We start from the raw sequence: 20,053 nt of genomic DNA on the forward strand, positions 1-20,053 counted from the left end.
ATTTGTTATTCGACATAAAGTATCAGTCCCTTCAGATACTCGCCTTCGGGATGGTAGATGTTGACCGGATGGTCGGCCGGCTGAGTCAACTGATGCAGAATGCGCACCTTGCGTCGACTCTGGGCTGCCGCCGAGAACACCGCCAGTCGGAATTGCTCGCGGCTCACGGCCTGTGAGCAGGAGAATGTGAAGAGGATGCCTCCGGGCTTGATCTTCTCGAAAGCCTTGGCATTTAACTTGCGGTAGCCTATGAGCGCGTTTTTCAATGCGCTGCGGTGCTTGGCAAATGCCGGCGGGTCGAGTATGATCAGGTCGTAGTCGTCGGTCATGTTGCCGAGGAACTTGAAGGCATCTTCGGCAAAAGCCTTGTGGCGCGTTTCGGTGGGGAAGTTGATTTTCACATTGGCTTCGGTCAGCGCAACGGCCTTGGCCGAACTGTCGACCGAGTGTACGAGATTGGCCTCGCCGCGCAGGGCGTAGACCGAGAAGCCGCCGGTGTAGCAGAACATATTGAGCACATTGCGGCCTCGGGAATACATTTCAAGCAGCTTGCGGTTGTCGCGTTGGTCAACGAAGAAGCCCGTCTTTTGGCCCTTAAGCCAGTCGACATGGAATTTAAGCCCGTTCTCAACGGCAATGTTGGTCGAGTAGTTGCCGATTATGTAATCGTTCTGAGGGTCGAGATGTGCCTTGTAGGGGAGGGTGGTTTCCGACTTGTAGTAGACATTCTTTATCCCTGCATCGGGAAGCTCCACAAGATTGCGGGCTATTATGTCACGAGCGAAGTGCATTCCCGGGGAGTGGGCCTGCAACACGGCAGTGTCGCCGTACACATCCACGACGAGTCCCGGCAGGAAGTCGCCTTCGCCGTGTACAAGACGGTAGGCGTTGTTGTCATGTCGAATCAGGTTGAGGGTCTTGCGCATCTTGAACGCTTCGTTGAGGCGCTCGGCATAGAACCTGTCATCTATTTCGGCATCGCCCCATGCCAGGATTCTCACTGCGATGCTTCCTATTTGGTAGTGACCTACGCCTATCTGTCGGCCGTCGCCTGTGACGACACTCACGATGTCGCCCTCTTCGATGTCGTCGGGTTGCTTGGCTATGGCACCTGAAAATACCCAGGGATGCAGTCGTTCAAGCGATTGCTCCTTGCCTCGTCGAAGTGTTATTACAGGATATGACATGATGTTATGGGGTTATTGTAATGTATAGGGCTTATTTGAAAATGAATCGGTAGAGGTCGTTGCCGTTGGCATAGAGCAGGAGCACCAGCAGGAACGCCATGCCGCATATCTGGGCATACTCCATGAACTTTTCGCTCGGCTTGCGGCGCGACACGATTTCGTAGATGAGAAACATGATGTGGCCGCCGTCGAGAGCAGGAATGGGGAGAATGTTCATGAAGGCGAGAGCTACCGACAGGAATGCTGTTATCTCCCAGAACGACAGCCAGTTCCACTTGTCGGGGAAGAGGTTGCCTATTGCACCGAATCCTCCGAGGCTCTTGGCGCCTTCGGCTGTGGCTACATATTTCATCGAGCTTACGTAGGACGACAGGCGGTTGGTGCCGATTTCCCATCCCTTGGGTATGGACTGAAGGAATGTGTAATGGCGTGTGACAACCGGATATATGTCGGTTATCGGTTTCAGCTGAATGCCTATTTTGCCGCCTGAAGTGGGGGTTATGGCTACATCCATCGGCTTGCCGTCGCGGATTATGCCCATCGTTATGTCCCTACCGGCATTTTTCTGCAATTCGGCCGTAAACTCGGTGTAGGCCAACGTGGGAGCACCGGCTACACTTACTATTCGGTCGCCTTTTTGCAGTCCGGCTTCCTTGGCCGGCTCGCCGTTGACAATGTCGCCTATGTAAACTGGCAATCGGTAGGTTAGGAAGCGCTCTTCGTCATTAAGACGAAGAATGAAGTTTTCGGGAATAGCTATGTCGATGGTGTCCTTGTGGTTGCGCAGCACTGTCACGGTTTTGGCTTCGGCCATTTCAAGCAGATAGTTGCCCTTGGCTACTTCGAGCTTCTCGCCGTCGGCAAAGAGGGGTATGTCGCCGTTGCGGAATCCGATTTCCTGAGCAGCTTCGGCGTAGTCCATACCTTCGTAAGCCTTGTCGAGAGGAATGTATTTCTCGCCCCAATACCATGCGATGCCTGCATAGATGATGATAGCAAGGATGAAGTTCATCAGCACGCCGGCAACCATCACGAGCAGTCGCTGATAGGCCGGTTTTGAGCGGAATTCCCACGATTTGGGCTCCTGGGCAAGCTGCTCCTTGTCCATCGACTCGTCGATCATGCCTGCGATTTTCACGTAACCGCCGAGGGGAAGCCATCCTATGCCGTACTCGGTGTCGCGCCATGTGGCACGTTCCTCGCCGTTGGGGTCGGTTTTTGTCGATTTTTTCTTGGGCTTATATTTGAACAGCGAGAACCAAGGATCGAAAAACAGATAGAATTTTTCGACCTTGATGCCGAACATTCGGGCGAATATGTAGTGGCCAAACTCATGGATGATTACCAATAAGGCGAATGCGGCTATGAGTTGGGCGGCTTTTATGAGAAATGTTTCCATTGTCGTTTATAAATTGTAGATGGGTAGGATTAGTGTATCAGTGATTCAGCGTAGAGCCTTGTCGCGCTATTTGTGTTGACATAATCTTCATAGCTCGGTGTTGCTATGTAGGGCATTGATGAAAGTGACGATTCGATTATCGACGGAATGTCGATGAATCTTATGCGTTGCTTCAAGAACGCCGCTACGGCTATTTCATTGGCGGCATTGATTATGCACGCTACGTTGCCTCCGCGTTCAAGTGCGTAATATGCAAGGTTTATCATCGGGAATTTTTCAGTGTCGGGAGCGAAGAACTCGAGCTTGGAGTAGTCGCTCAGCTGTAGGCCTCGTTGTGATGTGGGCAGGCGGTGGGCCTCGCCGAGTGCATAGCGTATCGGGAGGTGCATGTCGGGCAGTCCGAGCTGGGCCTTTACCGATCCGTCGACAAATTCGACCATCGAATGCACTATCGATTGCGGATGAACAACAGCCTCGATCTTGTCGGGCGATATGCCAAAGAGCCAGTGAGCCTCGATTATCTCAAATGCCTTGTTGAGCATAGTCGCTGAATCTACAGTGATTTTTGCGCCCATTGACCAATTGGGATGTGACAGGGCATCCGACACCGTAACGTGCTGAAGTTCTTCTACGGTTTTTGTGCGGAACGGGCCGCCCGATGCCGTTATGAGCAGTCGGCGTATCGATTCCCGGTTTTCACCTACGAGGCACTGATATATAGCCGAGTGTTCCGAGTCGACGGGGATGACTTTTGATGATGACGATTTCAGCTTCTCGGTTACAAGCTCTCCAGCCACAACGAGGGTTTCCTTGTTGGCGAGGGCTATCTGCTTTCCTGCCTCAATTGCGTGGAGTGTGGGCTCAAGTCCGCTGTAGCCCACTGTTGCAGTCACTACGATGTCGATTTGAGGCAGTGACATGGCTTCGGCTATGGCTTTGGCTCCGCTTGCGGTGGCTATTCCGTAGCCTTTTAGCGCTTCTTTTAATGTGGAATAGAGGCTTTCGTTGGCTATTATCGCAAGGTCGGGTTTATATTTAATGGCTTGTTTTATAAGCAAGTCGACATTGTTGCCGGCTACGAGAAGGCAAGCTCTGAATCGGTCGGGATACTCCGATATTATGTCGAGAGTCTGTACGCCTATCGAGCCTGTGCTGCCTAATACGGCTATTTGTTTCTTGGGTGTCACGTTGTGATTGCTATATATAATAATGAGTATGCAAATTTAGCTGAAATTCTACGATTATGAAAATGTAGGATTTTAAATTTGTCAAAACGGGATGTATTCCTGCGGATTGAGCCGGGTGCCTTTGTTCCAAAGCTCAAATGTCACGAGATTCTGTGCCGAGTTGGCGTTGTCGCCGGTAAGACCTATGGCCGAGCCTGTGTCAACATGTTGTCCTTTGTCGGCAAATGCCGAGCCCAGCCCCGAGTATTTCGACATGAATCCGTTGGGATGTTGTATTATATATGTGTATCCTCGGCCTACTGTGTAATAGCAGTCGACAACCGAGCCGTTGTAAATCGACGACACCGGTGCGTTGCGCGGCACAATCAACGTTATCTCAGCCGGGCTGCCGTCCTTGGGCGACATAATCGATGCTCCGTTTACCGGTGTGAAAAATGTCACACCTTCGGCCGCAATGGGCGACAGTACGTTGAGGTTGAATTTCTCTCGCTCCTCAAATTGTCTTACAAACTGCTTTTCGGCCGAGGTCGCTCCTATGAGCGAGTCAGTAGGGGCGGGGGATATCGTGTCGTTATAGTGAGCCGGCGATGCTTCGTCGACTCGGTCGTTGAGTATTCGCTCAAGATTGGAAACGTAGGCATTGTGTATGCTCACCTCGGTCGACAGCGAGTCGATGCGCATTGAGTTGAATATGTTTTCCTGCCTCTGCGACTCCTTTAAGTAACCGGGAAGCAGAGTGCGTATAGGTGTGAATATTATAAGAGTGGCCACCATGCAGCCTATTGCAATAAGCAACATAAGCAATGCAAGCACCACCTTGCGCTGTGACATTTTAACTGTCCACACTTCGTTGAACGTATTTTCATTGATGAATGACAGCCTGAAACGTGGATTGGTCTTGAACGAATGTGCTCGTTTAACGGTGTTCTTTGCCGTTGTGTCGGACTTTTCTTTCATTCGCGGTTATTTTTATTTCTGCAAATATAAGTAGAATATTTGAGGAAACATAATGGCAGGCACCTTGGACAGTCGGGGAGCAGGTTGCCAATCCTGTTCAGGTGACGGTGCTTTCATTTGATTATGCCGTTTAATGAATGAGGGCTGCTTATTTGCTGTTAAATAAAAATTATACAACAATATAAATATTAGTGATTAGCTTGATTTTAGTTATGCTAAACCCAATGATAGTTAACATTATGATGTTAAATTATGTCCAAAAAAGTTGCAGGGTATTCATTAAAAACATAACTTTGTAGAAAATTTTGTTGAACAAAGACAAGATACTTTGTGTTAATATAGCAAAACTGACAAACCTAAGGAATAACATTCACTAACGTTTGTCGGACTAATTGACGATAACGGGTTTAAATAATTTGTATAAATTAAAATTAAAGAAGAATGAAAAAGAACATCCTTTTTGGTTTTGCTGCATGTGGCGCGATGCTCCTTTCAGCAAACGTTGCTAAAGCTCAAGAGGCTGTAGTAATTGAGGAAGCTACATTTACTGAAGTCGCTGACTGCACTGACCAGTACTATTCAGAGAAGGGATCAAACTGGTTCATCCAGTTGGGTGCCGGTATGGAACTCCCCATGGTTGACTGCTACAAGGCCGGTCCTAAAGGACAGAATGACGGCAAGCGCGGTATCACAGCTGCTTACGGTGTAGGTTTCGGTAAGTGGTTCAACCCCTACTTCGCATGGCGTTTTGGCGTTCAGGGCGCTGCTTATCACTGGGACGCTAACAATGCTTATCAGAAGGCAAAATTCGTGAATGCAAACTTTGACCTTATGTGGGATATGTTCAACTCTCTCGGAAGTGTTGACGCTGATCGTTTCTTCAGCATCGTTCCTTACGTAGGTGTTGGTGCAACTTATTCTTGGGACTTCAACCACGCTTATGTGCCCATCAACAACGGTCATCGCAAGGATCGCGTATGGCAGATCCCCGTATCTGTAGGTTTGCAGCTCCGCTTCCGTCTTAGCAAGTATGTTGACTTCTTCGCTGAAGGTCGCTTCCAGGCTTACGGTGATACTTTCGACGGTATCGCTTACGGTAGCGAGTCTATCGACATGAACCTCACTGCAATGGGCGGTCTTACTTTCAAGCTTGGCGGAAAGAGCTTCAAGAGCTTCAACCCCTGCGCTTACATTGGCTACATCAACCAGCTTAACGGTCAGATCAACGACCTTCGCGGCGAACTTTCTAACTGCAGCTCACGCCTTGCTGCTGCCGAGGCTCAGCTTCCTTGCCCCGAAATCGTAGCTGTTGAATGCCCCGATGCTTCTGCTCCTTTGATGTCAACTGTACGCTTCACCATCAACTCTGCCAAGATCTCTTCAATGGAAATGGTTAACGTATACAACATCGCTCAGTGGATGAAGGCTAATCCCGATGCTAACGTAGTTATCAAGGGTTACGCTGACAAGGATACCGGTACTGCCGCTTACAACCTCAAGCTTTCAGAGCGTCGTGCACAGAACGTTTACAATGTCCTCACTAAGGAATACGGTATTCCTGCTGACCGCCTTTCTATCAAGGCTGAGGGTAGCGCTTCTCAGATTTACGACACTAACAACTGGAACCGTATCGTAATCTTCTCACAAGACTAATAAACCACTAAGTTTATAAACCCTAAGGAGGCCGCACCGGTTGGTGTGGCCTCCATTGTTTTTGCCGAATCCATGTCACGCCCTATGGCTGATAATGTATTCGGCTAAGTATTTTTATATAACTTTGGCATAAGTTTTGCTGTAGCGATTGTTGTAATATTATTAATGTATAATCAACGTAACCATGGCATCAATACATATAAACGACATACCATCCAAAGTCGAGCACTACGTATCACGACATCGATTGCGCGATGCGTTCAAGTTGCTGCGTCATTACAGCTCGCATCTCGGCGACTGGAGAATAACCGATGAAATAGACAGGATGGAGGAGTCCTACTCTATGATGTTGCGTTACGCTACACAGGGAGCCGTCGACCCCGAGCGCGATGAGATGTATTCGTCGATTGTTCGCAAGATATATGCTATGCTTGACCGAATCTCGCGTCAGATTTCCAAGCCAAAGTCATCGAATATGTACTTCAGTACTGTGCGTTATGAGGAGATGCAGGCTGGTGACACGGTAGGCTCTTTGATGAAAAATTATAAGACCGCGTCCAATGAAGCCTCGCCCTATAACATGATAAACGCTTCGTCGGCTCAGATGAGTGAGCGCATGATGGCCAAGGAGGATTTGGAGAAGCGAATCTTCAACAAAGTCTGGACGCTCTATCCTGTATCGTCCGATGACGACGCTGCTCTACGTGAGGCATTTGAGTCACCTGTGCTTCCCGATTATTTTAAAGATATGCTTATCTCGGCTGTGCTTCTCGGTCTTACCCACTATTACGACGAGCGCCGTGTCATGATGCTTCTCGACATATATGAGAAGTCGCAGTCGGTCAACCTGTCGATGCGTGCGCTGTGTGCCACGCTTCTTGGTATGTATATGAACCGTTCGAGATTGTGGGATCGCAAATTGCGTCAGCGAATCGATTCGTTACGTGAGCTAACATCATGGAGCAGCGATGTAAAGCTTGTGTTCATGCAGTTCATACGCTCACGTGACACCGAGCGAATCAACCGCAAGATGCAGGAGGAGGTGTTCCCCGAGATGTTGAAGCTTCGTCCCGACATCGCACGAAAGATAAGCGGTGGTGACGGACTTGGTGACATTGCCAATCTTGAGGAGAATCCCGAGTGGCAGGAGTTGCTCGACAAGTCGGGTATAGCCGATAAAATCAAGGAACTCAGCAAGATGCAGGAGGATGGCGGCGATGTGTTCATGAGTACGTTTGCCAATCTCAAGTCATTCCCCTTCTTCTCCGATGTTGTCAACTGGTTCATGCCTTTCCATCTCGACAATCTCACGGTCAAGAATGCACTCGGCTCCGAACTGTCGGCTATAGGCAATCTGGTGTTGTCATCGCCTTTCCTGTGCAACGGCGACAAGTATTCATTTATCCTCGCGCTGTCATCGGTTCCGGCCATGCAGCGGCGCATGATGCTCTCGCAGTTTGACGCGCAGAATCTCAATGAGCTTGAATTGCGCAACGCGAGCCTCGGATTGCCCTCGGGCGAACGTGATAATGTGGCCAACAAGTATGTACAGGACCTTTACCGTTTCTTCAAGCTTTATCGCCGCAAGGGCGATTTCAACGACCCCTTCATCCGCCCTATAAACTTGCTTCAGCTTGCCGTGCTTGCCCCTGATCTTACCGATGTCGACACACTGTCGGTTGTGGGCGAGTTCTATTTCAAGCGCGGTTACTATGACGATGCCTATCACGTGTTTGAGATATTGGGCGAAATTCTTCCACCCGATTCTCAGCTTTATCAGAAGATGGGTTATTGCTGTCAGAAATCAAAGAATACGGCCAAGGCTTTGAAATATTACGAGCAGGCCGAGCTGCTGAATGCCGACAGCCTGTGGACTATGCGTCGTCTTGCCGCCTGCTACAAGCTTATGGGCAATCCCGCCAAGGCGCTTGAATACTTTAAGCGTATCGAGGCCAAGAAGTCCGACGACCCCGGTGTGGCTTTGAACATCGGTCACTGCCTGCTTGAGCTTGACCGCCCCGATGAGGCCTTGAATTACTACTTTAAGGCCGATTTCATCGATGAGAAGTCGACACGTGCATGGCGTCCGCTTGCCTGGTGCTCGTTTATTGCCGGCGATATGGTTCAGAGCGAGGAATACTACAATAAGGTACTGACCGACAATCCATCATCGGGCGACTATATGAACATGGGACACCTGAATCTTGCCAAGGGCGACATTCGTGAGGCGATAAACTTCTACAATCTTGCGATTGACGCCAATAACGGCGATGTGGAGTCGTTCATAAATAATTATAATGCCGACCGCAACCACTTGCTTAAGGCCGGTGTGGAGGGCTCGCTGCTTCCGCTTGTCGTGGATGCGATTCTATATTCGCGCGATTAGCGGCAGGCAGTTAAAATTTGTATTATGGATAGTTATGTGATGTTTTCCTATTATCTTTGTCTATGGAAATGACATCACATAACTTTTAATATATGAGAAAAGCGATTTTAGCCTTTTCGGTAATGTTTTCAATTATGTTACAGGCTCAACAACAACCAACTGCCAATCCGTTTTTTGACGAATTTGCAACCGTGCACAATTCAGTACCCTTTTCATCGATAGAGAATAAGCACTATGAAGAGGCGATAGACCGTGGAATTGAGATTCAAAATAAAGAGATTGCCGATATCGTGAATCAGTCGGCCGCTCCCACATTCGAGAACACCATTGTGGCTCTTGAGCGTTCGGGAAGCGATCTTAATCGTGTACTTAACGTGTTCTATCCCATGTTGTCGGCGTTGAGCGATGACGAATTGATGGACATTTCGCTGCGCGTTTCAGGCAAGCTTTCCAAGCACTCCACCGACATTTCCCTTAATGAGGGGCTTTGGAAGAGGATAAAGACGGTCTACGACATGCGCGACAGGCTGAATCTCAATGCCGAGGACAGCATGTTGCTCACCACGACCTACGACTCGTTTGCACGTTCGGGTGCCGAGCTGAAAGGGGAGAAGCGTGACGAATACCGCCGGTTGTCGGCTCATCTGTCCGATCTAACTACCAAGTTCGGACAGAATGTCCTTAAGGAGCTGAATACCTACGAGATATGGCTTACTGCCGACGATCTGAGCGGTTTGCCTGAAAGCTCGGTTGAGGCCGCCGCTCTCGCAGCCAAGGAGAAGGGGCGTGAAGGCGAGTATCTGTTTACGCTCGCGCAGCCTGTCTACACCGCTTTCATGAAATATAGCGACCGCCCCGACCTTCGTGAGCGCTTATACCGTCTATATAACGGACGAAACACCAAGGGCGAATATTCCAACATGGAGATTCTCGCCGACATAGCCGAAACGCGTCGCGAGATTGCTGCACTGTTTGGCAAGAAGAACTATGCCGAGTACAGCCTTGAAAAGAGCATGGCCGAAACTCCCGAAAATGTCTACAAGCTCCTTAATGAACTCGCCGAGGCCTATCGCCCGGCTCAGCTGAAGGAGTTTGCCGAGATTGAGAGTTATGCCTCTCAGCTTGAAGGCCGTCCCGTCAAGATTAAGGCATGGGATTACAGCTACTACTCCAATAAGCTACAGCAGGCCAAGTACAGCTATAACGAGGAGGAACTTCGTCCCTATTTTGAACTTAACAATGTGATAGACGGTGTTTTCGGATTGGCTACAAAACTCTACGGATTGACATTTGAGCCTAATGCCGACATCGAGGTCTATCATCCCGACGTGAAGGCCTACGATGTAAAGGATGCCGACGGCAGTTATCTCGGAGTGATATATACCGACTTCTTCCCGCGCGAAAGCAAGCGCCCCGGAGCATGGATGACCGGTTTCAAGGACGAGTGCGTCACCGCCGACGGCACTCAGGTGCGTCCCCACGTGACGATTGTCATGAACTTCACAAAGCCCACAGGCACAAAGCCGGCATTGCTTACTCCCTACGAAGTGGAAACATTCCTGCATGAGTTCGGACACGCTCTTCACGGCTTGTTGGCCGACACTAAATATGCGTCGCTGTCGGGTACGAGCGTCTACCGTGACTTCGTGGAGCTCCCGTCGCAGTTCAATGAGAACTATCTTACACAGAAGGAATTTCTTGACGGATTTGCCCGCCACTATGTTACAGGCGAGCCGATTCCGCAGAATCTTGTCGATAAAATCGTGCAGTCGTCGCAGTATGGAGCCGCCTATGCGTGCTTGCGTCAGCTTGGATTCGGATTCACCGACATGGCATGGCACACTATCGAGAGCCCTGTAGAGGATGTTGTCGGTTTTGAGCGCAAGGCATTGGAAAGCGTGTCGATGTTTGACGATGTTGACGGATGCATCTTCTCGCCCCAGTTCAGTCACATATTTTCGGGCGGATACGCAGCCGGATACTATAGCTATAAGTGGGCCGAAGTGCTGGATGCCGATGCATTCTCACTTTTCCTGAAGAACGGATTGTTTGACAAGGCCACTGCCGACTCGTTCCGCCGCAATGTGCTTATGAAAGGCGGCACCGAGCATCCCATGACGCTGTACAAGCGATTCCGCGGCCAGGAACCAACAATCGACGCTCTTCTTGAACGTGACGGCATAAAGTCGCCGTCGGAGTCACCCAACCTTCCTCAGGACCTGCCTGCGCGCAAGGATTGACACGCTACGGCCTCTTGTTGAGGTGACGCGGAAATTTGAACAGAATCGACAGCACTACCATCCCTATAAGCATCCACGAGTAGTACATGTAGGGCCACGGCGCCACGGGTGATATTCCCGCAAGTGCCGTGGCGAGCAGGGTCTGTGCTCCGTAGGGTATAAGGCTCTGCACGATGCATGAGCATGTGTCGAGCAGCGATGCGCTTTTGCGCGGGTCGATGCCGAATCGTTGCGATATCGACTTCGACAGCGAGCCCACTGTTATGATGGCTACGGTGTTGTTGGCCGTACACATGTTCACGAGGCTCACGAGCATGGCTATCGAAGCCTGCGCGCCTCGCTGTCCGTTGATGCGGGCGGTGAGCAGCGACAGGATGTAGTTGATGCCTCCCGCAGCCTTTATAAGTCCGAGCATTCCGGCGGCAAGCAGCGTGATTATCACCAGATTGCCCACCGAGTCGATTCCGGCTCCCATGAATCCGAACAGATCCAGAATCTTGAATCCGCTTAGCAGTCCCATTGTTATTGCCGTCACTATTCCGAGCGACAGCACTACCGTGACATTGATTCCCATCAATGCCGTCGCTATGATCACGATGTAGGGTATTATAAGCCATGGATTGGTGTCGGCGATTAGCTCGGCGTGTGATACTCGGGCTCCTATGAATATGTACAGGACGAGGGTTGCTATTGCTGCCGGAAGCGCTATCCACAGGTTGGCCTTGAACTTGTCGTTCATTTTGCATCCCTGGGTGCGTGTGGCGGCTATGGTGGTGTCGGAGATGAATGAAAGGTTGTCGCCGAAAAAGGCTCCGCTCAGCACCGTGGCCACAAAGAAGGGTATGGAACCGCTTTCCGACTGGGCCAGCTCGACGGTGAGGGGAGCGAGTGCCACTACCGTACCCACCGATGTTCCTATCGACAGCGATATGAAACATGCGGCAAAGAACAGCCCCGGGATTATCATCTCGGCCGGCAGATACTTCAACGCGAGATTTACGGTGGCTTCAACCGCGCCGATCTCCTTGGCGAGTGAGGCAAATGCGCCGGCAAGCAGAAATATCCATATCATATACATGACATTGGACGACCCCGCGTCACGTGAGAAGATCTCGACACGCTTCGACAGCGGCGTTCCGCGCATTATGACGACTGCCCATGCCGATGCCACCATCAATGCCACGGCTATGGGCATTTTGTAGAAGTCGCCTACGATTAGCGACACGGCGAGATAGAAGAGCAGGAATACGGCGATGGGCGATATTGCAACAAGTCCGTTTATGTGGGCTGTATTGTTATGTGACATAGCAATGGAGATGCTGATTTGTTGAAATTGACTGCAAATTTAATCAAAACTATCCATATAAGCGGCATCACCCGGTGTTGTAACTTCATGAAAGTATGTGAAAATTACTGATATATAAAAAACCGGGGACGACCCTGTGTCGCCCCCGGAAACTGTCAGTCATCCATGCTCATGCTTTTGAATTGTCCGAGGAGATTGAACTTCAGTTCCACTCCGTCCGACAGTTCGAGTTCATATCCCCATGACTTCTTCTCGATTTTCACTACCTTCTCGTCATTGAAATTCTTCTTCAGGTAATTGCGAATCGGTTTCATGATAAGTCCCTGAGGCACTTCTCGAGTCTTGCAGTCGACCGATGTCCATTTGCCGGCGTTGTTGAACTCTATTTTGGTTCCGTTTACCAGCTTCACATCGTAGTCGGTCTTTTTAAGCAGATGCTTGTCTATTTTTATCATGCTCACTTTGGCTTTCGGGAAGTACTCCTGAAGCATGTCCTGTGCAGCTTGCGGCAGATTGCTGCGATCGATTGTGTATTTATCGAAAGCGGCATGGGCTGCAGTTGCAGTTGCCATAATAAGTAATATGGCCATAATCAGTTTTTTCATTCCTATAATTTATTATTGTTCGATATTTAAACAATTGAAATCGCTAATTGTCGGCCTCTACCCATTGTTTTTATCCTTTTATTACGGCTATCGGCATCAATTTGGTGCGTATCTTAACGAGATCCGATTGAGCCTCCATCACTTCGTCGATGTTTTTGTAGGCGCCGGCCGCCTCTTCAAGGTCGGTTTTTGTGCGTATCGAGTGAACGATTCCCTGCCGTTCAAGCATTGCTATCTCACTCTCCATCGACAGGGTGTTTACCGCCTCGGAGCGCGACAGCCGTCGTCCTGCGCCGTGTGAGCACGACATGAACGACTCCGGGTTGCCAAGCCCTTCGGTTATGTAAGAGCATGTACCCTGTGAACCGGGAATGATGCCCACGGCTCCTTCGCGTGCGAGAGTGGCTCCCTTGCGGTGAACGATGACATCCTCGCCGAAGTGGTTCTCAAATGCGGCATAGTTGTGGGCTATGTTTATCATCGGCTCAAATACGGTGCCGGGCATAACTTCGCCTATCACTTCCTGGATGCGCTGCATCATCAGTCGGCGGTTGGCGAGAGCGAAGTCGATGCAGTAGCTCATCTCGGCCCAGTATTGGCGGAACTCGTCGGTGCGCATGGGCAGAAACGGCAATTGTATTTCGGAGGGAACCGATGAGAACCATCGACGGTTCAGTGCCTCGGCCTTCTCGTTGTAGTAGTCGCCCACCTGTTTGCCGAGATTGCGCGAGCCCGAGTGGATCATTATCCAAAGGTTGCCCTCCTCGTCGCGCTGCAGCTCGATGAAGTGGTTGCCTCCGCCGAGAGTGCCTATTTGCTTCATGGCCGACATCTGCTGTCGGGCCACCACTACTGTGGCTTCGAGATTGTGGCCTTGGGGCATGAACTCTTCGGGCTGAGCGATTTTGTGGTGGGCGCGTCCGAGCGGAATCTGCTTGCGTATGCCGCGCAGTATCTTTTTGCGGAGCACTTCCTGGGTTATGTCGGCGACTTTTACATTGGTCTTTACCGCACACATTCCGCAACCTATGTCGACTCCCACGGCGTTGGGAACGACTACGCCCTTCGTTGCCAGCACTCCGCCTATCGGCATCCCTTTTCCTCCGTGGGCGTCGGGCATCAGGGCTATGTGCTTGAATACAAACGGCAGTTTGCACAGATTTTCCACCTCCTGAACGGCGTGTTGGTCGAGGCCTGTCGCCCAGTTCTTTACCACGATGTTGTTGATTGTTGTTACTTCCATGATTGATATGTCTAAGTTTCTGCGACAAAGTTCAGGGGCATCTGCGCAATGTTTTTGCGTAGATGAATAAAAAATGATATTTTTGTAAAAAATTTATTCCGGTATGTCGCAAAACAAGAACGCTCTTTTACGCTATCACACCATTGACTGTTGTCTGCGCAACACAGCCAGGCGATGGACTTTGAAGGATCTCGTTGATGCATGTTCCGACGCGCTGTATGAGTATGAGGGGAAGGACGATCAGGTGAGTGTGCGCACCGTGCAGCTTGACTTGCAGATGATGCGTTCCGACCGCCTCGGCTACGAAGCTCCCATAGAGGTGTATGAGCGAAAATACTATCGTTACTCCGACCCTGATTACTCGATAAGCCGGTTGCCGTTGTCGAGCCACGACATTGAGCTGCTCAACGGTGCAATCGACATCTTGCGCCGGTTTGACGAGTTTGATCGTTATCACGACATGGCCGATGTGGTAAGCCGGTTGCAGGATAGGGTGGCGTTGACCGAGCGGCGGCCTATCGTTGACTTTGAGCGTAACCGCCGGCTGAAGGGGCTTGAATGGCTCAACGTGATATATGATTTCATATCGTCGCGCACTACAATCAGGGTGGTGTACCATTCATTCAACGCGCGTCATCCGAGTGAGTATTTCATATTTCCCTATCTGCTGAAGGAGTATCGCAACCGATGGTTTGTCTTCGGCTCTCGTGCCGGCGACATGAAGCTGTTTAATTTCGCGCTTGACCGCATCCTGGAGGTGAATCCTTGTCCCGACATCCCATATCGTGACGACCCCGACTTTGACGATCATTTCTTTGACGATGTTATAGGCGTCACCAAGCATTCCCGGTTGCCAAAGGCTACTGTGAGGTTTTGGGCCGACAGTTTGCAGGCTTCCTACATTCTCACCAAGCCCGTTCATGACTCGCAGCGTTGTGTTTATAGGAGCAATGACGACGGTTCGATGACATTTGAGGTCGATGTGGTGTTGAACCCTGAATTCTATGCCGTTATGATGAGTTTCGGCGGCGGAGTGAAGGTGTTGTCGCCCAAGTCGGCGGTGACCCGCATGAGGGACATGTTTCGTAAAGGTGCGAATATTTACGGTTGACGGTAAACGACTTCATTCTATTTTTGTTATTAATATACTAATTTAATGATTACATTATATGAAATTAGCTGAAGCTTTACAGATAAGAGCCGACCTGCAGAAGCGTATCGCACAGATGCCGATGCGACTTAACAATAACGCCAAGGTTCAGGAGGGCTCCTCGCCAAGCGAGAATCCGCAGGAGCTGCTCGATGAACTCAATCGACTGCTTGAGCAACTTGAGCAACTCGTAGTGAAAATCAACATCGCCAACAGCCGTGTGGTGGCCGACGACGGCACTACGATGACTGCACTTATTGCACGGCGTGACACATTGAAGCGTCACATCGACATAATGCGCGGATTTCTTGACGCGGCGAGCGATCTTACTCCGCGACACACTCTTACCGAAATAAGGGTCATAAGCACTGTCAACGTGGCCGAGTTGCGCAAGAAGTGCGACGCACTATCCAAGGAGTTGCGTGAACTTGAAATAAAAATACAGTCGTTGAACTGGACATTGGAAATGGACTGAACGACTTGACCTTAGGGGGAATCGGGACCGTCGGGGGCGATTGTCAAAATAGAAGATTTTGTGCTTCATTTATGTGGGGGCTGAGGTGAAGGCCCGTTGTTAATTGTAATTCACAGCACGATGCACACTTGCACTTCTTATCACTAACACCTTATTACCGTGACTTTGACCCGGCCTCCCGTTTCCCCCCCTTTTTTCATATTGCAAATAACCTTCTGACGCCATGATAATCATAATCCATATTGATTATCTTTGATTTTATACTGTTGGCTGGATCTTTTTATCGGCGAGGCAGGTCAGGTAAGGGCATAAAAAAATTGATTGTCGTCACGACAACCAATCTTAGTTAACCTTAAATCTAATACCATGAAAAACACGTTACAAAGGTATGGCTTTTTATGGTATCTGCAAAATATATTTGAACAAATTGTTGCTGTTTTAACAATATTTTGCTTTTGTGTATTTTATAAGGGGTGAAAATGTAGCAAATTTCTATTTTTATGCAAAGTTTGCTTACTCATTCATTTGATTGAAATCAAATGTGCCATAAATGGTGACAAATTGTAATCACCATTTGTCATGCACTTGCTCACGGATGTAGCGATTGTAGATGTCACGCACGATTGCCATCTGTTCGGGGGTAAACGGCGGCAATTGTGTGGCATTGGCATTGTTGACAATCTGTTGTGGAGAGCTTGCGCCGGGGATGACGGTGCTCACTTCGGGGTACATGAGAATGTAGCGCAATGCAGTTTCGGCCAAATTATCGGTGCCGAGGGCTTCTTTAAGTTCCTTGGCCGCTTTTACGCCGGTCATATAGTCGATTCCCGAGAAAGTTTCGCCTTTGTCAAAGAATTTTCCGTCGCGATTGTAGTTGCGGTGATCGTTTTCGCCGAATACGGAGTTCTCGTTAAATTTGCCCGTAAGCAGACCGCTTGCCAATGGAACGCGGACGATGATGCCGACATTGTTTTCATGAGCCGCAGCAAAGAGCTCGTCGGCCGGTCTGAGGCGGAACATATTGAATATCACTTCAATGGCCGATATGCCGTATTGCATTGCCGCGATGGCTTCGTCGATGCGCTCCACGCTTACGCCGTAGTTGCGGACTATGCCCTGCGACTTCAGGTTGTCGAGGGTTGTGAATGCCTCGTCGCTATGATAAACAGCGGTGGGCGGACAATGAAGCAGCAGCATGTCAAGGCTTTCCACACCAAGATTCTTGAGCGAATCGAGTGCAAAGCGGGTTATGTTGTCCTTGTTGTAGCCTTCGGCAACGTGCGGATTGAGTTTTCGTCCGCATTTGGTAACAACGTATATTTTGTCAGATTTGCTTCTTACGAATTCGCCTACAGCCTTTTCGCTCATGCCGTCCTGATATATGTCGGCCGTGTCAAAGAGGTTGATGCCTTGTTCATAAGCAGCTTCAAGTGTGTTACGTGCAACTTTTTCGTCAAATGGATCGCCCCATTTGCTGCCGAGTTGCCATGTGCCGAGTGAGATTTCGCTCACCTTATAGCCGGTCTTTCCTAAAATCCTGTAGTTCATAATCCTAATTTTTGGTTTAGTGCAAAGATACGAATAAGTCGAGCGCAAAAGCAAAATTTATTTTGATTTTGCCGAGCGAGAGTATCTTGGGCGCAGCCAACGATCGAATAAGTCGAGTGCAAAAGCAAAATTTATTTTGATTTTGCCGAGCGTGAGTATCTTGGGCGAAGCCAACGATCGAATAAGTCGAGCGCAATGCCAAATCTTGGCTGACATTTACACAGATGTTTATAAATAAGTATCGAACACGAAATTTGGAGTATTTTGTGTACATTTGCATACTCTTAACCCCGACATAAAATGTCTGTTTAAGTGGATATGTTTGAAGACAGTATAATTATATGTGCCTAAATATCAGAATGATGATATGAATATCAGAAAGTTACTTGCAAGGATGTCTTTCCGTACAGGTGTCATCATCCTCTCATTGTGTATACCGTGTTATATAATATCGTTTGCCCAGATGGCTCTTCCTATCAGTGCTGGAATAAAAGGCATACTATGGGTAGTGTTTTTCGGTCTGGCAAAAACATTTCAGTACGGTGGACTTACAATACTCGGAGTTGAAGGCATAGCAAAATTGAAAACATTTTTTCGTAAGAAGTAATATGGAAAATAAGCAGCACAATTGTGATAAATGTCCTATTTGGGCACAGCCAACAATCGAATAAGTCGAGAGCAAAAGTAAAATTTACCGATTTAAAATGCGCTTCGCGACATTATGGGGTGAAATTCGGGATTTCGGCGCACTATATTTGCAGAAAAAACAAAATTATGGAAAATACAACAATGAATGCACAGTGCCGAAAAGGTAAGGGATTAAAATTTGATCAGGAGTGGAAAGATGCCGTCGACCGCCTGCCGAAACACTATCGTGACGAAATATGCGCCGCAATCGAAGCCTATCAGCGCGACTTGACGGTAGTTGAGGTGACGCCCGGCGTGCCACGCGCCATATTCATGCTAATTATGCCAACGATTCGCCGTCGCTACCGCGCACGTGAATTGCGCCGCCTCGCCCGCGCCCGCAAAGCCGCAGCAAAGGCTGCTCCATTGCCTCGCCCGAAATCCGCAAAGTCGGCATCTGTCGCCCCTGCAGCCGCGCAATCAGCATCACAACCGGTTCATTCCGCATGCACCCAACTCCCGACTCCGGCACCCAATCCCCAGTCAAAACCCGGCCGAAGCCCCCTCGACAAGCTGCTCCGACACCGCAAACGTAGGGACGCGATACATCGCGTCCGCAAATAATAAATTACCATTATCGACATATCCGCAAATAATTTGCCTCTGCAAAAATTGCCCATTTTCGATGCGGACGCGATGTATCGCGTCCCTACCGGCTTTTGTTGTATATGTAAAAACCGACTATTGATAGGGCGGTAAGGATTTCGGATATGCCTAATGCGAGCCATATCCCTGTTGCGTTCAGTATTGTTGGAAGTAATATGAATGCCGGGACGAGAAATATCAAGCCTCTCAGCAATGCAAATACAATGGACGGCGTGACCTTTTCAACGCTCTGAAAATAGCCTATTGCTGTAAGATTAAAAATGAAAGCTATGAAGGCGACGGAAAAAACGGGGAATCCTTTGACTGCGATTTTGGCAGCAGCCAGATCCGGGTCAAGAAACAGATGAACCATAGCCGAGGGGGTGAATATGAAGGCGGCTGTTATTGCAAGTCCGCAGCCCAAAGCGGCAAGGATGGCGAGCTTTTCAGTCGCAATAACTCTTGATTTGCTTCCTTTTCCGTAATTGTAGCTGATTATTGGCTGGGCTGACTGGGCAATTGCATTGCCTATCATAAAGACAAACGGACAGTAGTAGCAGGCAATGCTGAATGCACCCACACCGTCGTTGCCGATGTACTTCATGAACATTAGGTTTCCCATCAACATTAATACACCCATCGTGGCCTCGCCAAGCAGGGCGGATATTCCTATCTTACATTGATAGCCGATGTTGCGCAAGGTAAGCCTAAGGCTTTTGCGGCTCATCTTTATCTTTATGAGGCGTAATGTGCGGGCAAAAAAGAGGAGATAACACATCACCATGACGCCTCCTACCGCACAACTGATGCATGTAGCGATTGCAGCACCTTTGATCCCCATTTGAAGGGGAAATATGAAAATGTAGTCAAGCACTACATTGAGTAGTCCGGGAAGCACATTGCACCACATGGCATATTTCGGTGAGCCGTCAAGCCTGACCACAAACAGGCCAATGCCACACCATGACTGAAACAGACAGCAAACAAATATCCAGGGCATATAATCCCTGACTAAAGGCATGAGGGTGTTGGAACTGCCGAGCGCACGGCCGGTGGTGTCGATTGAAATGAGTGTCAACCCAAGGAAAATGATGACAATGAGAGTTGCTGTAGCCAATGCCTGCGTCACATTGAGTCGTGCAGCCTTGACATTTCCGGAAGCGAGATGGATTGAGGAAACTACTGATGAACCCACGCCCAGCATAAGGCTGATTCCCATCATTACCATGGTCGGGGCTATGCAGATGTTGACTGCCGCAAGCGCATCGCTACCTACACCGCGGCCTACAAATATGCCGTCGGTAGCCGTTACCGCGCAAAGCGACAACATTCCCAAAAGAGTCGGAATTAGATAGAGCCTGAAAAGTCGGGGAATTTTTACAGTCCCCAAATCAATTGAATCACGTTGCATTATGAATCTTCGTTAAGGGTTTTACATAAAAATC

The 20,053-nt window shown here is 49.3% G+C and carries 16 protein-coding genes; 7 read left to right on the forward strand and 9 right to left on the reverse strand.

The features are described 5' to 3' along the window. Positions 1 to 5: 5 nt before the first annotated feature. From E5354_RS09410 to E5354_RS09425, 4 genes are all read right to left on the reverse strand, one after another. The gene (locus E5354_RS09410; protein ID WP_123396449.1) at positions 6 to 1,187 is read right to left on the reverse strand and encodes a class I SAM-dependent rRNA methyltransferase; all 1,182 of its coding nucleotides are present in this window, start codon (positions 1,185 to 1,187) and stop codon (positions 6 to 8) included. Between the two features lie 31 nt (positions 1,188 to 1,218). Then, positions 1,219 to 2,586: an RIP metalloprotease RseP gene (gene rseP / locus E5354_RS09415; RefSeq protein ID WP_135947295.1), complete on the reverse strand. Its 1,368-nt coding sequence runs from the start codon at positions 2,584 to 2,586 to the stop codon at positions 1,219 to 1,221. A 29-nt stretch (positions 2,587 to 2,615) separates the two neighbouring features. Then, on the reverse strand, positions 2,616 to 3,773 hold the full coding sequence (locus E5354_RS09420) for a 1-deoxy-D-xylulose-5-phosphate reductoisomerase (RefSeq protein ID WP_123396451.1): 1,158 nt from the start codon (positions 3,771 to 3,773) through the stop codon (positions 2,616 to 2,618). An 81-nt stretch (positions 3,774 to 3,854) separates the two neighbouring features. Next, positions 3,855 to 4,730, reverse strand: coding sequence for a murein hydrolase activator EnvC family protein (locus E5354_RS09425; RefSeq protein WP_123396452.1), 876 nt, complete (start codon positions 4,728 to 4,730; stop codon positions 3,855 to 3,857). Positions 4,731 to 5,171: 441 nt separating this feature from the next. Between E5354_RS09425 and E5354_RS09430 the strand changes: the two genes are divergently transcribed. From E5354_RS09430 to E5354_RS09440, 3 genes are all read left to right on the forward strand, one after another. Then, complete coding sequence (locus E5354_RS09430; RefSeq protein ID WP_135947296.1) at positions 5,172 to 6,383, forward strand: OmpA family protein; 1,212 nt, start codon at positions 5,172 to 5,174, stop codon at positions 6,381 to 6,383. Between the two features lie 184 nt (positions 6,384 to 6,567). Next, positions 6,568 to 8,769 (forward strand): tetratricopeptide repeat protein, encoded by a 2,202-nt coding sequence (locus tag E5354_RS09435; protein ID WP_135947297.1) that lies wholly within the window; start codon positions 6,568 to 6,570, stop codon positions 8,767 to 8,769. A 134-nt stretch (positions 8,770 to 8,903) separates the two neighbouring features. Continuing rightward, positions 8,904 to 11,009, forward strand: a complete 2,106-nt coding sequence (locus E5354_RS09440) for a M3 family metallopeptidase (protein ID WP_123396455.1) — start codon at positions 8,904 to 8,906, stop codon at positions 11,007 to 11,009. Positions 11,010 to 11,013: 4 nt separating this feature from the next. Here E5354_RS09440 and E5354_RS09445 read toward each other — a convergent pair whose 3' ends face one another. The 3 genes from E5354_RS09445 to E5354_RS09455 form a co-directional block, all read right to left on the reverse strand. Then, on the reverse strand, positions 11,014 to 12,315 hold the full coding sequence (locus E5354_RS09445) for a Na+/H+ antiporter NhaC family protein (RefSeq protein WP_123396456.1): 1,302 nt from the start codon (positions 12,313 to 12,315) through the stop codon (positions 11,014 to 11,016). A 155-nt stretch (positions 12,316 to 12,470) separates the two neighbouring features. Continuing rightward, complete coding sequence (locus tag E5354_RS09450; protein ID WP_123396457.1) at positions 12,471 to 12,920, reverse strand: PepSY-like domain-containing protein; 450 nt, start codon at positions 12,918 to 12,920, stop codon at positions 12,471 to 12,473. Between the two features lie 70 nt (positions 12,921 to 12,990). Next, positions 12,991 to 14,166, reverse strand: a complete 1,176-nt coding sequence (locus E5354_RS09455; protein WP_370527915.1) for an RtcB family protein — start codon at positions 14,164 to 14,166, stop codon at positions 12,991 to 12,993. Between the two features lie 100 nt (positions 14,167 to 14,266). Here E5354_RS09455 and E5354_RS09460 point away from each other — a divergent pair, with 100 nt between their 5' ends. Both E5354_RS09460 and E5354_RS09465 read left to right on the forward strand, forming a co-directional pair. Continuing rightward, a complete protein-coding gene (locus E5354_RS09460; RefSeq protein ID WP_135947298.1) occupies positions 14,267 to 15,274 on the forward strand; it encodes a helix-turn-helix transcriptional regulator in 1,008 nt (335 codons plus the stop codon). A gap of 58 nt (positions 15,275 to 15,332) precedes the next feature. After that, complete coding sequence (locus E5354_RS09465) at positions 15,333 to 15,788, forward strand: DIP1984 family protein (RefSeq protein WP_123396460.1); 456 nt, start codon at positions 15,333 to 15,335, stop codon at positions 15,786 to 15,788. Positions 15,789 to 16,355: 567 nt separating this feature from the next. On the opposite strand, the gene E5354_RS09470 is transcribed toward E5354_RS09465, so the two are convergent. Then, on the reverse strand, positions 16,356 to 17,336 hold the full coding sequence (locus E5354_RS09470) for an aldo/keto reductase (RefSeq protein WP_135947299.1): 981 nt from the start codon (positions 17,334 to 17,336) through the stop codon (positions 16,356 to 16,358). Between the two features lie 367 nt (positions 17,337 to 17,703). On the opposite strand from E5354_RS09470, the gene E5354_RS09475 reads away from it, so the two are divergent. Together E5354_RS09475 and E5354_RS09480 are read left to right on the forward strand one after the other, a co-directional pair. Next, positions 17,704 to 17,943: a hypothetical protein gene (locus E5354_RS09475; protein ID WP_135947300.1), complete on the forward strand. Its 240-nt coding sequence runs from the start codon at positions 17,704 to 17,706 to the stop codon at positions 17,941 to 17,943. A gap of 167 nt (positions 17,944 to 18,110) precedes the next feature. Next, positions 18,111 to 18,587, forward strand: coding sequence for a hypothetical protein (locus tag E5354_RS09480; RefSeq protein WP_135947301.1), 477 nt, complete (start codon positions 18,111 to 18,113; stop codon positions 18,585 to 18,587). A gap of 85 nt (positions 18,588 to 18,672) precedes the next feature. On the opposite strand, the gene E5354_RS09485 is transcribed toward E5354_RS09480, so the two are convergent. After that, complete coding sequence (locus tag E5354_RS09485; RefSeq protein WP_135947302.1) at positions 18,673 to 20,019, reverse strand: MATE family efflux transporter; 1,347 nt, start codon at positions 20,017 to 20,019, stop codon at positions 18,673 to 18,675. Positions 20,020 to 20,053: the final 34 nt, after the last annotated feature.

It is taken from the genome of Muribaculum sp. NM65_B17 (genome assembly GCF_004793735.1).
Classification (GTDB): Bacteria; Bacteroidota; Bacteroidia; order Bacteroidales; family Muribaculaceae; genus Muribaculum; species Muribaculum gordoncarteri.